The organism is Ewingella sp. AOP8-B2-18 (assembly GCF_052376015.1).
GTDB lineage: Bacteria > Pseudomonadota > Gammaproteobacteria > Enterobacterales > Enterobacteriaceae > Ewingella > Ewingella allii.
Genome location: NZ_JBQSVB010000004.1, coordinates 329,398 through 343,277 on the forward strand (window position 1 = coordinate 329,398; position 13,880 = coordinate 343,277).

Consider the following 13,880-nt stretch of genomic DNA (forward strand, 5'->3'; position numbering starts at 1 on the left):
AGGGTAATTAAACTCTGGAACAACGTCGGCAATATGACGTGCGGCTTCGGGCAAAATCGCGATGGTTCGTAAAATAAAAGTATCTCCAGGGATTGGTACATCCTCACTGCTTATTCAGCACAGTGAGCTGCTTACCAGCGATATTTTCGTCGATAAACCCGAACTCATATTAATCCTGCAGGGGCATTCCACACTGCGCCACGGCATGCAAGAAAGCCGCATTCAAAGTGGCGAGATGCTGGCGGTCAATAGCGGCCACTCGCTGAGCATTACCAATGTTCCCTCTGATGAGGGCATTTTCAGCTGCGCGATTATGGCGTGGGACAGCTCGCTTTTTTGCGATTCCCGCCTCTACGTCTCGCCATTTGAAGGCGTACTGACCACGGTCGAAGACATTCGCGTCATCCCGCACATTCCGCCGGCCTTTAGGCAATCGTTTACTGATACCCACCATTCGATGATGTGGCACAAGAGCCTGCCGCCGACCATTGCCCGCCATCGCATGATTGAGCAACTGCTGTGGCTGTCTCATCTGGGGATCAGCTACTCGAGGCAGCATAGTGAAAGCATCACTCAGCAAGTTCGCGATTTACTGGTCAACAATCTGCACAAGTCATTTACGGCTGCCGAAGTGGCTGAAAAATTGATGATGAATGAAGTGATGCTGCGCCGCAGGCTGGCGACAGAGAACAGCGTGCTGCGTAATTTGATGATAGATGTGCGCATGACCCACGCCCTGCGCCTGCTGCAATGCACGGATTTAGCCATTTCCCACATTGCCCATCAGGTTGGCTACGAAAGCAGCTCACGCTTTGCCGAACGTTTTCGCAAACGCTTTGGCTTTGCGCCCACCTCGATCCGCGGCCACCTGCGCTCGCTGTAAGCTTTCAGGGCGGAAGGTTAACGCCCTGTTATTTCAACGCGTAAATCTCATGTGCAGATGTAAACTCTGTAAAAATGTGACCTAAAACACACATTATTTGATTACCAAATGTTAACGCCCTAGAATATGCCCTGCTTTATCTATTTTGGCTGTATTAGGGGTATGTCGTGCACGTGTGGTGGGAAGTCATTAAAACAATTTACTGGGGTGGTTTGGCGCTGGCAGCGGTGTTTACCCTGTTGGTCAGCCGCGATACGTTCAAAATCCGTCTGTTAACCTCGGCGCTGATCGGTTTTACGTGGCCAATGAGTTTGCCCGTGGTGGTGCTGTTTTCTCTGTTCTAACGACTGAATTGTTCAGAAATAGTGACCCGGCGTCGTGCCGGACAGCCTACGAAACACCGCGATAAAAGCGCTGGCGTTGTCGTAACCCACCTCCAGCGCGACGTTCTGCACCGCCATCCCCTGAGCTAAAAGCTCCATCGCCCGCATCATCCTGGCCCTCTGCCTCCAGGCGGTAAAAGTTAGACCGGTCTGCGCCGGGAATAGCCTCACCAGCGTCCGAACAGATAATCCTGCATACTCTGCCCACTGCTCTTCCCGCAGTTGCACACTCACGTCACTCAGCAATCGCCGCACAAGACGCATTAAACGCGGATCCTGGGGCATCGGCAGTTCCAACGCCGCTGCGGGCAACGTCCTGATTTCGTCCAAAATGACCTGCGTCAATGCCCCTCTGGCCTGCTCCGGGACACTCTCTTCGCCCCAGCTTTTTACGCGCTTTAACGCTTCGCGCAGTAACCCTTCCACACGAAAGGTTTTCGGCGTTTGCGGCAGCTCGCGGGTCAAATCTCCACGGATGTAGAGGCTCCAGCCGTCAAAAGCGCCGTGCGAACGCATACCGTGAGGATAGCCAGAAGGCACCCAGACGGCGTAGCTTGAAGGGATAGCCCGCTGGCTATGCTCAAAATCCAGACTCAGCAACCCCCGATGAGTGCCCAGCAGCTGGCCGTCAGCGTGGTGATGTACAGGCGTGGTTTTTCCTTGCGGCTCGACGAAATCTGTCCAGCGCAATCCGTTCCCCATGTCAGATTCTGAGATCATGGCGTAATCACCGTATAAGTTGGCCTGATAGCAGTCATGACGCCAAAAATAACCCTCTATAGTCAACCTCGTCAATGCAACCAACGCGAGGAACATCCTATGACACACACTCAGGCACGCCAATTTCTCGGCCAGATTTTCAATTCGCTGTTTGATCCTGCTGAAACGGCGGAGCAGACGGGCCGCTATTTCGCCCCGGAGTATCTGCAATTCGCCGATGGGAAAGTGTTAGATCACGCCTTATTCGTCGAGCACGCCCGCACCTTAAAGGCCACGCTTCAATCCGCCACCGTCATTTTTGAAAAGGTGATCGCCTGCGGCCAGTCACTGGCTAGCGTACACATCGTTGATGCCATCAAACACAATGGGCAGAGGTTAAAAGTGAAAGTCGTGGCGCTGTATGAGGTGGAAAATGGGCTAATTTGTCGCGTGGATGAACTCAGTCATTTGCTCGAAGGGGAGGATGGAGACAGGGATTTAGGCACGCGCCACCATTAGGCTTAGGCCAAGGCCCCTTCCGGCAGATTGCTCTCTGCCGGAAGGGTGTTATTACTCGTGACTCAGATGAAAGTCATTTTCCTGCGCGCCCTGCTGCGACAGGGCCGCCAGCAGGCGATAACCCGTCAGCATGGCGACTAATGCCACACCGCCGCCCACTACCGCGATCCAGAATCCGTTTGAAGCGCCGAAGTTATCGATAGTCCAGCCCGACGCGGCCGATCCGGCGGAGAAGCCAATCAGCACGCCGGTCATGGCGTACGTAATACCCTCGGTTATCTGCGTGGTGGGCACGATACGCTCGATCAGGGTCATGCCGGTAATGAAGGTGGGAGAACTGATCGCCCCGCCCACAAACACCATCAGCGTCATCATCCACAGCGACGTGACGAAAGGCAGAGGCAAGGTAGTCAGCACCGCCACCACGCTTGCGATTAACAGACGATTCGCCAACGGCTTTTTGAATTTGATGGCGCCGAATACCAGCCCAATGCCGCAAGAACCTAGAGCATAGGTGGATAAGATATAGGTCGCCGCGCCCTTGTTACCTAGATCCTGCGCGAAGGCAATGACCGCCACTTCCACCGTGCCAAAAATCATGCCGATACCCACAAACACCGTCACCACGTACCACATCGCGCCGTGCTTCATTACCGACTGCGTGCGCTTCTGCTTGATAGGATTCACTTTTGGCTCAGTGGATTTCTGTACCACAAACAGCAATGCCCCGACGGCGAGGAAGGTCGCCGCCGCCAGCACGCCCGCCTCGGGGAACAGCGCGATGCTCAGGCCGATGCCAAACACCGGCCCGGCCATATACACCAGCTCATCCAGCACGGATTCAAAGGCAAAGGCCGCGTGCAGCTGCGACTTGCCGCGATAAATCTCAGTCCAGCGCGCGCGCACCATGGAGCCAATGCTCGGCATCACGCCGGCGATTAACGCCAGTATAAACAGCATTTCATTGGGTGCATTGAGCCACGCCGCCAGACATAAACCGATTAATGCCAAAAAGGCCAAGGTCACCATCGGGATCAGCACTTTCGCCTGCCCTTTGACATCCACCCAGCGCGAAATCTGTGGAGCGATAAAGGCATTGGCCATGGCAAAGGTGGCAGACACCGCGCCGGCCAGCCAATATTCACCATGGGTTTGGGATAACATCGCCACAATGCCAATGGTGGTCATCGGCAGAGGCAGACGAGCAATAAAGCCTGCGGCAGAAAAGCCTTTGGTTCCTGGGCGCCGGAATATCTCGGCGTATGGATTAGACATGAAAGTTCCTTATTTCACAGAGAGGCATGATTTCAATTAAAAAGAGCAGCCGAATACCCTGCCCAATGCACGCGGCGGCTAACAAAAACATCAATATAAAGCTCAATTTAGAGGCGACATGATGCCTGAGAGGCAATAAAGAGTCTTTTCGTTTCGTGTTAAATGTTTGTGATATTTAGGCAATAAAAAACCCGACCTATTGGTCGGGCTTATGAAATTGAGGAACTTTTAGGCAAAAAGCGCCTTAATTCATTACTTACGCGTCTGGATCCAGAATGCGTGGATCAAACCTGGCAAATAGCCGCACAGTGTCAGCACAATGTTCAGCAGGAACTGCAAGCCAAGGCCGTTACCAATCAACACGCCCAGCGGCGGTACCAAAATCGTAATCAAAACTCTCCAAAAACCCATGCTTCTCTCCTTTTCATGATTGCTGAGTTAAAAGTAGCGCAGTAAATCCGACCTAACAATCAGATAGTTCGGGAAAAGTTGCCGAGCTTCCTGATAGATAAATAATCAGTCAACAAACAGCAAGGGTGACAATAATAAGATATCGGTTTCTGGCATTTCATCCTAAGGTGACTCTTATCAGCACGCTACTCAGCACCCATAAAGGAAGTATTTATGCAGCCCATCTCTTCAGATACGCCAGCCAAAAAACGTGACCCCTTCCGTTTTCACCGTAAACATTCCCATTTAGCTCCGACCTTCGGCGAGGGCTGGTTTGCGCTGAAAGCAGAAGCTTTCGCCCGGTTCTTCGGCACGCCGCTGTTTTTAGGCGCACAAACTCTGGTGGTGGCCGTGTGGATCATCATCAACGTCACCGGGCTAGTGAAGTTCGACGTTTACCCGTTTATCTTACTCAATCTGGCCTTCAGCCTGCAGGCCGCCTATGCCGCGCCGCTGATCCTACTGGCGCAAACTCGCCAGGCGGAGCGCGATAAGGCCCATGCCGATGCCGATGCCCAGCATCGCGAAGAGTTAGCTCAGGCCAATGAGCAGCGGCAGGAGATGGCGGCGCAGCACACTCAGCAGATGCTCGAGCTGTTAAAACAGAATACTGACCTGACCAATATCACTAAACAGCTAAGCGAACGGATTGAAGTCCTGACCTCGCAGCTACATAAGAAAATGCTCGAACAGTAATTGTCGCCCTTCTACTGCCAAAAACATTTTGTGATAGCGATCACATTTAAGTTTTTGCTTAAGTCGTGTTCTCAGTCCTGCCCTATAATTTATACCAAGCTAATTATCTGCCATTCAGGCAGGTAATTGGCGGGTTGCTTGATGTCCTGTTTTTGCTGCGCGATTTCATTCATTGTTCGCAGCGCCTCATTTGAGCGTTCCCGTGTGGGAGAAAGTGCTTGTATCATCAATCACTTATTTGGAGGAGTAATAATGTCTGAATACCATTATTTGCTTCTGGGAGGAAGTCGGCATGGACAGAAACATGTCGACCGTTGTCATCAGTTTTCACTCTATTTCTGGGCAGACAATCGGCTCGAAGAGCGTCAGTCTGACTCAGCAATTTTTGCAGTGCAAAACGAGCGTTATAAAGTATCTCCAGAGAAATGTGCTGACGGCAATTGGTATCTGGTCGGTTACTGTGGGGCAAGACCTGAGATCCCCGTGGATGAACTGACTGATTTGATACTGGATAACAACGTTAAGCCCATGATGTAACACAGCGGCTGCTAAGTTCTACTCTCATCAGCGCTGTGAAGTGACGTTCAATGAAGTAAAAACCCCGCCTTCGCGGGGTTTCTTGTTTTTAGCGGGTCGGAATGCTTAATCTCACCCGGCATTGCCCTGAATATGCGCGGCGCGGAACTCCACTACCGTCCCGGCTTCGAAATGGCGTTTTGCCGAGGCTGGAATGCGCCCTACCGGCGCGGCTTTAATCACTTCCCCTTCAAACTCGCCATCGATGATTTGGCGAATGGCGACATCCAACTGGTAGCTCGCCGAGTCATCACCCACGGGAAAAGTCAGCAGTTTCACCTTATCCCCAACTTGCCAGCGGGTCAGCATCGGCAATGGGGCTTGTTCGAAAATGTCCTCGTTCATCTGGCTTTTCCTTATTTTCAGGTTGATTAATAAGAGGATAGAACAATTCCGGTGCCGCCGCTTGAAAATGAAAGTCTTCTGGAATCCGTGTCGCAGACCGTCGTGGATTTGCACCGCGAGCCGCTGCGTAACCTGAGATTGACGCCGTCGACCTATACTGAGAATGGGTGATTGCATGGCATAGCCATGGCCGTAATAATGACGGCATCCCTGACCACCCGAGGGCGGAGTGTTGATCTCTGCTGATGGAAGATTTGTGAAATGAATGTCCTGTCGATGGCCCGCTACCGTCAGCCTGAAACGAAACAAGGAATTGAAATGCAAAAGTTAACGCAAGAGCAGTGTGTGATCCTCACCGGGTTTACCGGCATTCTCCACGGCGAGTTTGAGTGGTTCCACGCTGATCTGGAAGCCCGCCTCGGCCGCGAAGTACAAACCTCTGAACTTGGCTATCCAGAGTTTATGGACGAGTGTAAGGCACTGTATGAAGAAGATTTTAATGGGTTGATGCCGGAGTAAGCATCACGCCTTTTTCGCCCCCGCCCACAGGCCATCGCTGCATGTGGGCAAAAAGCTTTCTGAGCAATCAGACGCTCATGTTCATCACATCCTGATACGCCGCCACCAGCTTGTTACGCACCTGAATGCCCAATTGCAGAGAAATTGATGATTTCTGCATATCGACCATCACGTCATTTAAGCCTACGCCCGGCACGCCGAGTTCGAATTTCTGCGCCTGCAATTTGGCGGTGTTTTGCGTTTCGCTGATCTTGCCCAGCGCGGCTTTCATCTCGCTGGCGAAACCGGCTTCCTGTAGGGGTTCGACAGGTTGCTTCATTCCTGCCTGCAGCGCGGTGGCCTGCAACTGCTGCAAAACACTCTCAATGCCTTGAATTGCCATAGATTCCTCAATTTTCGCACGGTTCTGAATGGGGGATGAAACCGATTTGTGTTTCATGGAACGACACCCTATCACATAGGAATTTCCCTAAACGCGCTAATTGACCGCAAAAACCATGGCTTATCGGGCCATTAACTTTGCATAAAGCAGCAAATAATGGCTCACCTGAAAAATCAGGTTCTTCTCTTATTGTGGAGAGGGGCTAAAAAAATGACACGCTTGTCTGTTTTACATCAGCAGGATTGCGCACTTGGGAGTCTGTTTTGTCACGACACAACACGAACATCAACGTTCAACAGCTGAATAGGGATCTGGTATGAGTTCTGCAATTGCTGGCGCAGAAAACCCTGAAAGCGGATTGACAGCGTTTATCAACCGCCTGCGTGCGAATCCAAAAATCCCTCTGGCCATTGCCGCAGCCGCCGCAGTGGCCATTGTTGTTGTCCTGACGCTGTGGGCCAAAGCGCCGACATATCGCGTACTGTTCAGCAATCTGAACGACAAAGACGGTGGCGCCATCGTCACCCAGCTGACCCAAATGAACATCCCTTATCAGTTCTCTGATAACGGCGGTGCCATCTTGATCCCGGCGGATAAAGTCTATGAAACTCGCCTGAAACTGGCCTCTTCCGGCTTGCCAAAGGGCGGCGCGGTAGGCTTCGAACTGATGGACCAAGAGAAGTTTGGTATCAGCCAGTTCAGCGAGCAGATCAACTATCAGCGCGCGCTGGAAGGCGAACTCTCGCGCACCATTGAGACTTTGGGGCCGGTACAGAGCGCCCGCGTTCACTTAGCTATCCCTAAACCTTCACTGTTCGTGCGCGAACAGAAGAACCCTTCAGCTTCGGTGACGTTGAATCTGCAATCCGGCCGCGCGCTGGATGACGGCCAGATCAACGCCATCGTTTATATGGTATCGAGCAGCGTCTCCGGCCTGCCTCCGGCCAGCGTTACCGTGGTTGACCAGAGCGGCCACCTGCTGACTCAGGCCGACGGCAACGGGCGCGACCTCAACGCCGCGCAGCTGAAATACGCCAATGAAGTGGAAGGCCGCCTGCAGCGCCGGATCGAAGCCATCCTGCAACCCGTGGTCGGCAGCGGCAACGTGCATGCACAAATCACCGCGCAGATTGACTACGCCGTGCGCGAGCAGACTGACGAAAACTACCAGCCGAACGGTTCGGCAGATAAAGCCGCAGTGCGCTCCCGCCAGTTGAGCACCAATGAGCAAATTGGCGGTTCAGGCGTCGGCGGCGTGCCGGGTGCCCTCTCCAACCAGCCCACGGCTCCGGCGACAGCGCCTATTACTAATCAGGCGACCAACGTTAATAACCCGAACGCCGCCAATGGCCAGCAGGCGAATGGGCAGAACAACGCGGCTAACCGCAATGCGGCCACCGCCGCGCCGTCCGGTCCGAGCAGCAATCGCCATGATGAAACCACCAACTACGAGCTGGATCGCACCATCACCCACACCCAGCACAGCGCGGGCGGCATCCAGCGCCTGTCGGCGGCGGTAGTGGTTAACTATCAGCCGGGCGTGGATGGCAAAGCCAAGCCACTGACCGATGAGCAGCTGAAGCAGGTTGACTCTCTGGTGCGCGAAGCGATGGGCTTCTCCACCGAACGCGGCGATACCCTGAACGTGGTCAACACGCCGTTTAATGAAACCGCCGATGAATCCACCGAACTGCCGTTCTGGAAATCTCCGGCCTTCTTCGACCAACTGCTGAACGCCGGTCGCTGGTTACTGGTACTGATTGTTGCCTGGCTGCTGTGGCGCAAGATGGTTCGCCCTCTCCTGCTCAAACAGCAGGCCGACCGCGAAGCCCAAGCTGCGGCGACCGTCGCGGCAGCCATGCCAGCGCCGGAAGGCACGCAGCCAGCCAAACTGTCTAACGACGAGCTGGCCAAACGCCGCCGTTCACAGCAGCGCGTCAGTGTTGAAGTTCAAACCCAACGAATTCAGGAGCTGGCGGATAAAGATCCTCGCATCGTCGCCCTGGTTATCCGCCAATGGATGAGTACAGAACAACCATGACTATGACCGGAACCGAAAAAAGCGCCATCCTAATGGTCACGCTGGGTGAAGACCGCGCGGTGGAGGTGTTCAAGCACCTCAACCCGCGTGAAGTTCAGCAAATCAGCGGCGCGATGGCCAACATCCATCAGATCTCCAACAAACAGCTAAGCGACGTGCTGAGCGAGTTTGAAGATGAGTCCGAGCAGTACGCCGCGCTGAGTGTCAACACCAGCGAATACCTGCGTTCGGTCCTGACCAAAGCCTTGGGTGAAGAGCGCGCCGCCAGCCTGCTGGAAGACATTCTCGAGTCGCGCGAAACCACCACCGGCATGGAAACGCTCAACTTTATGGAGCCACAGATTGCGGCCGACCTGATCCGCGACGAGCATCCGCAGATCATCGCCACCATTCTGGTGCACCTGAAACGCGGCCAGGCAGCCGATATTCTGGCCCTGTTCGACGAGCGCCAGCGTAACGACGTCATGCTGCGTATCGCCACTTTCGGCGGCGTACAGCCAGCCGCGCTGGCCGAGCTGACCGAAGTGCTCAACAACCTGCTCGACGGCCAAAACCTCAAACGTTCGAAGATGGGCGGTATTCGTACTGCGGCGGAAATCATCAACTTGATGAAAAGCCAGCAGGAAGAAGCGGTTATCGAAGCCATGCGTGGCTACGACGGCGAGCTGGCGCAGAAAATCATCGACGAAATGTTCCTGTTCGAGAACTTGGTGGATGTCGACGACCGCAGCATCCAACGCCTGTTGCAAGAGATCGAGGGCGAGTCGCTACTGGTGGCATTGAAAGGTGCCGAAGCGCCGCTGCGCGAGAAATTCCTGCGCAACATGTCCCAGCGTGCTGCCGATATTCTGCGCGACGACTTGGCAAACCGTGGCCCGATGCGCATGTCGCTGGTGGAAAACGAACAGAAAGCCATTCTGCAAACCGTGCGTCGTCTGGCCGAGTCTGGCGAGATGATGATTGGCGGAGGCGAGGATACCTATGTCTGATGCCCTGACGCCACAAGACCCGCCGGCCGAGAAAAAGACGCTGGCCGAGCGCAAAGCCGAACAGCTCAACGCCCTGCCGTGGCAGCCGTGGAAGCTCAACGACCTCAATACGCCCTCTTACTCTAGTAAAGAGTATAAAAACGCCATCGAACCGCTGTTTGGTGAAGAAGATGGCGAAGAGCATGACACTGAGAGCAGCGAGCCTCTGAGTCAGTTTCAGGTTGACCAGAACGAGCTGCAACGTCTGCAAATTCAGGCACAGCAGCAGGGTCATCAGCAAGGCTTTGAGGCGGGCAAGCAGCAAGGTTATCAGGCTGGCTATCAGGCCGGTCAGGAAGCGGGCCAGCAGCAAGGGCTGCAAGAAGCCCAACAGCATCAGGCGGTGCTCACCGAGCACTGGCAGCATCTGGTCACTGACTTCCAGCAGACGCTGGACGCGCTGGACAGCGTGATCGCCTCGCGCCTGATGCAAATGGCGCTGACCGCCGCCAAGCAGGTGCTCGGCCAGCCGCCGATTTGCGACGGCTCCGCCCTGCTGACCCAAATTCAACAGCTGATCCAGCAAGAGCCGATGTTCAAAGGCAAGCCGCAGCTGCGGGTTAACCCGGCTGATTTCGAACGCGTTGAGCAGCACCTTGGCGTCACCCTGAGCCTGCACAGCTGGCGTCTGCTGGCTGACAGCCAGATCCACGCCGGCGGCTGCAAAGTCAGCGCAGAAGATGGCGACATGGACGCCTCGCTAGCCACTCGCTGGCACGAACTCTGCCGCCTCGCGGCGCCGGGTGATCTCTGATGACCGCCCGCCTTAGCCGATTGCTGAAAACCCTCGATGATGCTGAAAAGCGCATGGAGCGTACTCCCGCGCTGCGCCGCTACGGTCGCCTAACCCGCGCGACCGGGCTGGTGCTCGAAGCCACCGGCCTGCAACTCCCTCTTGGCGCGACCTGCCTGATTGAACGCCATGACGGCAACGTCGTGCAGGAAGTCGAAAGCGAAGTGGTCGGTTTTAACGGCCAACACCTGTTTTTAATGCCGCTGGAAGAAGTGGAAGGCATTCTGCCGGGCGCGCGGGTGTATGCCCGCATCTCGCCAGAGGGCCACACCGCCGGTAAACAGCTGCCCCTCGGGCCACAGCTGCTTGGCCGCGTGCTCGACGGCAGTGCCAAGCCGCTCGACGGCCTGCCGCCGCCGGATACCGGCTATCGCGCCGCGCTGATAACCCCTCCTTTCAACCCATTACAGCGCACGCCAATCACTGACGTGCTCGACGTCGGCGTGCGGGCGATTAACTCCCTGCTGACCGTCGGCCGCGGGCAGCGTATGGGCCTGTTCGCCGGCTCCGGCGTGGGTAAATCGGTACTGCTCGGCATGATGGCGCGCTACACCCAGGCCGACGTGATCGTGGTCGGGCTGATTGGCGAGCGTGGGCGCGAAGTTAAAGACTTTATCGAAAATATTTTGGGTGACGAAGGCCGCGCTCGCGCGGTGGTGATCGCCGCCCCGGCCGACGTGTCGCCGCTGCTGCGTATGCAGGGCGCGGCCTATGCCACCCGTATTGCGGAAGATTTCCGCGATCGCGGCCAGCACGTGTTGCTGATCATGGACTCCCTGACACGCTACGCCATGGCCCAGCGTGAGATTGCCTTGGCCATCGGCGAGCCTCCGGCCACCAAAGGCTATCCGCCATCCGTGTTCGCCAAACTGCCCGCGCTGGTTGAGCGCGCCGGTAACGGCATCAGCGGCGGCGGCTCGATCACCGCCTTCTACACGGTACTGACCGAGGGTGATGACCAGCAGGATCCGATTGCCGACTCCGCGCGCGCCATCCTCGACGGCCACGTGGTGCTGTCGCGCCGTCTGGCGGAATCTGGCCACTATCCGGCGATTGATATTGAAGCTTCTATCAGCCGCGCCATGACCGCCTTGATTGACGATGCCCAGTACGGGCGCGTGCGCGATTTCAAACAACTGCTGTCGAGCTACCAGCGTAACCGCGATCTGGTGAGCGTCGGCGCTTATGCCGCAGGCAGTGACCCGATGCTGGATCGCGCCATTCGGCTCTACCCGCAAATGGAAGACTTCTTGCAGCAGGACATCATGGAGCGCAGCTCCTACGAAGATGCCTGTTTGCAATTGAAGATGATGTTACCGAGCTAATAACCAGAGGACTTGTGTATGGAAAGTTCATCACCTTTAGTCACTCTCTGCTCTCTGGCGCAGAAAGCCTTGGATCAGGCGACCAACCATTTAGGTCAGGTCCGACAGTCGCACAGTCAGGTGCAAGAACAGCTGTCGATGCTACTTAATTACCAGAATGAGTACCGGCAGAAGCTCAACACCACCATGACCGGCGGGATTGCCGCCAACACGTGGCAAAACTACCAGCAGTTTATTTCGACGCTGGAAGTGGCTATTGACCAGCATCGCCAGCAGCTAATGCAGTGGAACCAGCGTCTGGACGCCGCCGTCAGCCAGTGGCAGGACAAGCAGCAGCGGCTCAATGCCTACCAGACCCTGCAAAGTCGCGCCAGCGAGCAGCAACGCGTGCAGGCTAATCGGCTGGATCAAAAGCAAACGGATGAATTCGCCCAGCGCGGCACCTATAGGAAATCACAGTCATGAATATGAATATTCAGCCCGCCGCGGCCTCCACGGTGAAAGGTGCCGGTCACAGCAAACCTACGGGGGCAGCCGCCTTGCTGGCCGATCTCGACGCCGGTAACGCGACGCAGGATTTTGCCAGCCAGCTGGAAGCCCAGCTCGGGCCAAAACTCAGTTCCCAGCTGGGTCAGTTAGGCCAGCAGCTCGCAGCCAAGGGGCAGGTGGTGGATAAAAACAGCCTGACGCAAGCCGTGAATACCGGCGAGCAGGAGGGCACGCTGTCGCTCGATGACAATCAGCTAAGCCAAATCATGGCGGCGATTCAGGCTCTGCCAAACGGCAATTTAAAAACCGCCGATGCCAGCCAGCTGAAAAATGCCGCTTTGAGCGATAAAGAAGACGCCAAAGACCCGACAAGCCAAGACGCCAACGCCCTGCCGATTCAGGCACTGTTTGCCATGCTCGCCGCCCAACCGGCGGCCCAGGTGACGCCAGCGACGGCGCAAAATGGCGCTTTGCCAAATAGCGGCGATAGCAAAGATAAAACCGCCCTGCTTCAGTCACTCAGTGGCGACGCCAAATCACTGCTCACGCAGGGTGACGACAAGGCTGCTGAACATAAAACCGCCGTGACCGACACCAGCGGCAAAGGGGTCAGCCAGCACGGCGATGCCCGCGCGGCGAGCAGCAAATCTAGCGATTTCAATAATGCCCTGACGGCAATGAGCACGGCTAACGGCGCAGCCAGCCAGCAGCCGAATAGCGAGTTGAAAAACAGCGATAACGGCGCACTGCTGCAAAATATTAATCAGATCAACAGCGCGGCGATGGCGGCCTCTTCGGTGCCGGTGTCCAGCACGCCAACCAGCACCACGCTGGTATCCGCCCCTAACGTGCCGCAGCTCAACGCCCAGTTGGGTAGCCCGGAGTGGCAGCAGCAGCTAGGTCAGCAGGTGTTGATGTTTAATCGTCAAGGCCAGCAGACCGCCGAACTTCGCCTGCATCCGCAAGATTTGGGTTCTATCCAGATCAGCATGAAGATTGAAGACGGTCAGGCGCAGATGCACTTTGTTTCCGGCCACAGCGGCGTGCGTGCCGCGCTGGAAGCGGCCATGCCTCAGCTGCGCACCTCGCTGGCTGATAGCGGCATCAACCTGAACCAGACCAACGTCAGCAGCGATACCTCGCAGTGGCAGCAAGCCTCTAACGGCGCACAGCAGCAATTTGGCCAGCAGTCAGGTTCATCGCAAGGCAGCGACGCCAGCTGGGCCGCGTTTAACGGCGTTGGCGCGGCCTCCGCCAGCGACGCCCTTCCCGTTCCAGCCTCGCTTCAGCAGTTAGCCAGCGGCAAAGGCGGCGTCGATATCTTCGCCTGATTGACCCTATTTGCCCCCGCTATACGTTGAAAGATCGCGGGTAAACGGCAGAGCTAACCGCGTTTAACCCGCCTATTCCCTCTATTGAAATTGGGGATAGGCGGGATAATCATCCACAGAATTATCATTTACAGGAAATTCCCTTA

At 55.8% G+C, this 13,880-nt stretch carries 17 protein-coding genes; 12 read left to right on the forward strand and 5 right to left on the reverse strand.

The window, feature by feature from the left end; all coding sequences use genetic code 11:
• Positions 1-61 precede the first annotated feature (61 nt).
• Both ACT3RR_RS11200 and ACT3RR_RS11205 read left to right on the forward strand, forming a co-directional pair.
• A complete protein-coding gene (locus ACT3RR_RS11200; RefSeq protein WP_353501923.1) occupies positions 62-883 on the forward strand; it encodes a helix-turn-helix transcriptional regulator in 822 nt (273 codons plus the stop codon).
• Between the two features lie 167 nt (positions 884-1,050).
• Positions 1,051-1,227, forward strand: a complete 177-nt coding sequence (locus tag ACT3RR_RS11205) for a GhoT/OrtT family toxin (protein WP_034790125.1) — start codon at positions 1,051-1,053, stop codon at positions 1,225-1,227.
• Between the two features lie 12 nt (positions 1,228-1,239).
• Here ACT3RR_RS11205 and ACT3RR_RS11210 read toward each other — a convergent pair whose 3' ends face one another.
• On the reverse strand, positions 1,240-1,986 hold the full coding sequence (locus ACT3RR_RS11210) for an AraC family transcriptional regulator (RefSeq protein ID WP_496200332.1): 747 nt from the start codon (positions 1,984-1,986) through the stop codon (positions 1,240-1,242).
• A gap of 99 nt (positions 1,987-2,085) precedes the next feature.
• Here ACT3RR_RS11210 and ACT3RR_RS11215 point away from each other — a divergent pair, with 99 nt between their 5' ends.
• A complete protein-coding gene (locus ACT3RR_RS11215) occupies positions 2,086-2,484 on the forward strand; it encodes a nuclear transport factor 2 family protein (RefSeq protein ID WP_496200333.1) in 399 nt (132 codons plus the stop codon).
• Positions 2,485-2,535: 51 nt separating this feature from the next.
• Here the strand turns inward: ACT3RR_RS11215 and ACT3RR_RS11220 are convergent, their stop codons facing one another.
• Both ACT3RR_RS11220 and ACT3RR_RS11225 read right to left on the reverse strand, forming a co-directional pair.
• Positions 2,536-3,759, reverse strand: coding sequence for an MFS transporter (locus tag ACT3RR_RS11220; RefSeq protein ID WP_496200334.1), 1,224 nt, complete (start codon positions 3,757-3,759; stop codon positions 2,536-2,538).
• Between the two features lie 252 nt (positions 3,760-4,011).
• Positions 4,012-4,170, reverse strand: a complete 159-nt coding sequence (locus tag ACT3RR_RS11225; protein ID WP_034790096.1) for a YqaE/Pmp3 family membrane protein — start codon at positions 4,168-4,170, stop codon at positions 4,012-4,014.
• Positions 4,171-4,383: 213 nt separating this feature from the next.
• On the opposite strand from ACT3RR_RS11225, the gene ACT3RR_RS11230 reads away from it, so the two are divergent.
• Both ACT3RR_RS11230 and ACT3RR_RS11235 read left to right on the forward strand, forming a co-directional pair.
• Positions 4,384-4,905, forward strand: coding sequence for a DUF1003 domain-containing protein (locus ACT3RR_RS11230; RefSeq protein WP_353501919.1), 522 nt, complete (start codon positions 4,384-4,386; stop codon positions 4,903-4,905).
• A gap of 252 nt (positions 4,906-5,157) precedes the next feature.
• On the forward strand, positions 5,158-5,442 hold the full coding sequence (locus ACT3RR_RS11235) for a hypothetical protein (protein ID WP_034790093.1): 285 nt from the start codon (positions 5,158-5,160) through the stop codon (positions 5,440-5,442).
• Between the two features lie 111 nt (positions 5,443-5,553).
• Here ACT3RR_RS11235 and ACT3RR_RS11240 read toward each other — a convergent pair whose 3' ends face one another.
• Positions 5,554-5,826 (reverse strand): hypothetical protein, encoded by a 273-nt coding sequence (locus ACT3RR_RS11240; RefSeq protein WP_353501918.1) that lies wholly within the window; start codon positions 5,824-5,826, stop codon positions 5,554-5,556.
• Positions 5,827-6,144: 318 nt separating this feature from the next.
• On the opposite strand from ACT3RR_RS11240, the gene ACT3RR_RS11245 reads away from it, so the two are divergent.
• A complete protein-coding gene (locus ACT3RR_RS11245; RefSeq protein WP_353501917.1) occupies positions 6,145-6,345 on the forward strand; it encodes a DUF7736 domain-containing protein in 201 nt (66 codons plus the stop codon).
• A 67-nt stretch (positions 6,346-6,412) separates the two neighbouring features.
• Here the strand turns inward: ACT3RR_RS11245 and fliE are convergent, their stop codons facing one another.
• Positions 6,413-6,727 carry a flagellar hook-basal body complex protein FliE gene (fliE, locus tag ACT3RR_RS11250; protein WP_353503957.1) on the reverse strand — a complete coding sequence of 105 codons (315 nt, stop codon included), beginning with the start codon at positions 6,725-6,727 and terminating at the stop codon, positions 6,413-6,415.
• A gap of 316 nt (positions 6,728-7,043) precedes the next feature.
• On the opposite strand from fliE, the gene fliF reads away from it, so the two are divergent.
• The 6 genes from fliF to ACT3RR_RS11280 are packed head-to-tail and all read left to right on the forward strand — an operon-like array spanning position 7,044 to position 13,734.
• Positions 7,044-8,768: a flagellar basal-body MS-ring/collar protein FliF gene (fliF, locus tag ACT3RR_RS11255; RefSeq protein ID WP_396130809.1), complete on the forward strand. Its 1,725-nt coding sequence runs from the start codon at positions 7,044-7,046 to the stop codon at positions 8,766-8,768.
• On the forward strand, positions 8,765-9,757 hold the full coding sequence (gene fliG, locus ACT3RR_RS11260; protein WP_034790081.1) for a flagellar motor switch protein FliG: 993 nt from the start codon (positions 8,765-8,767) through the stop codon (positions 9,755-9,757). The genes fliF and fliG overlap by 4 nt, the downstream gene beginning before the upstream one ends.
• A complete protein-coding gene (gene fliH, locus ACT3RR_RS11265) occupies positions 9,750-10,550 on the forward strand; it encodes a flagellar assembly protein FliH (RefSeq protein ID WP_353501915.1) in 801 nt (266 codons plus the stop codon). The genes fliG and fliH overlap by 8 nt, the downstream gene beginning before the upstream one ends.
• Positions 10,550-11,914, forward strand: a complete 1,365-nt coding sequence (gene fliI / locus ACT3RR_RS11270) for a flagellar protein export ATPase FliI (protein ID WP_353501914.1) — start codon at positions 10,550-10,552, stop codon at positions 11,912-11,914. Before fliH ends, fliI begins: the two co-directional genes overlap by 1 nt.
• An 18-nt stretch (positions 11,915-11,932) precedes the next feature.
• Positions 11,933-12,379 (forward strand): flagellar export protein FliJ, encoded by a 447-nt coding sequence (fliJ, locus tag ACT3RR_RS11275; protein WP_353501913.1) that lies wholly within the window; start codon positions 11,933-11,935, stop codon positions 12,377-12,379.
• Complete coding sequence (locus ACT3RR_RS11280; protein ID WP_496200335.1) at positions 12,376-13,734, forward strand: flagellar hook-length control protein FliK; 1,359 nt, start codon at positions 12,376-12,378, stop codon at positions 13,732-13,734. Before fliJ ends, ACT3RR_RS11280 begins: the two co-directional genes overlap by 4 nt.
• Positions 13,735-13,880 lie beyond the last annotated feature (146 nt).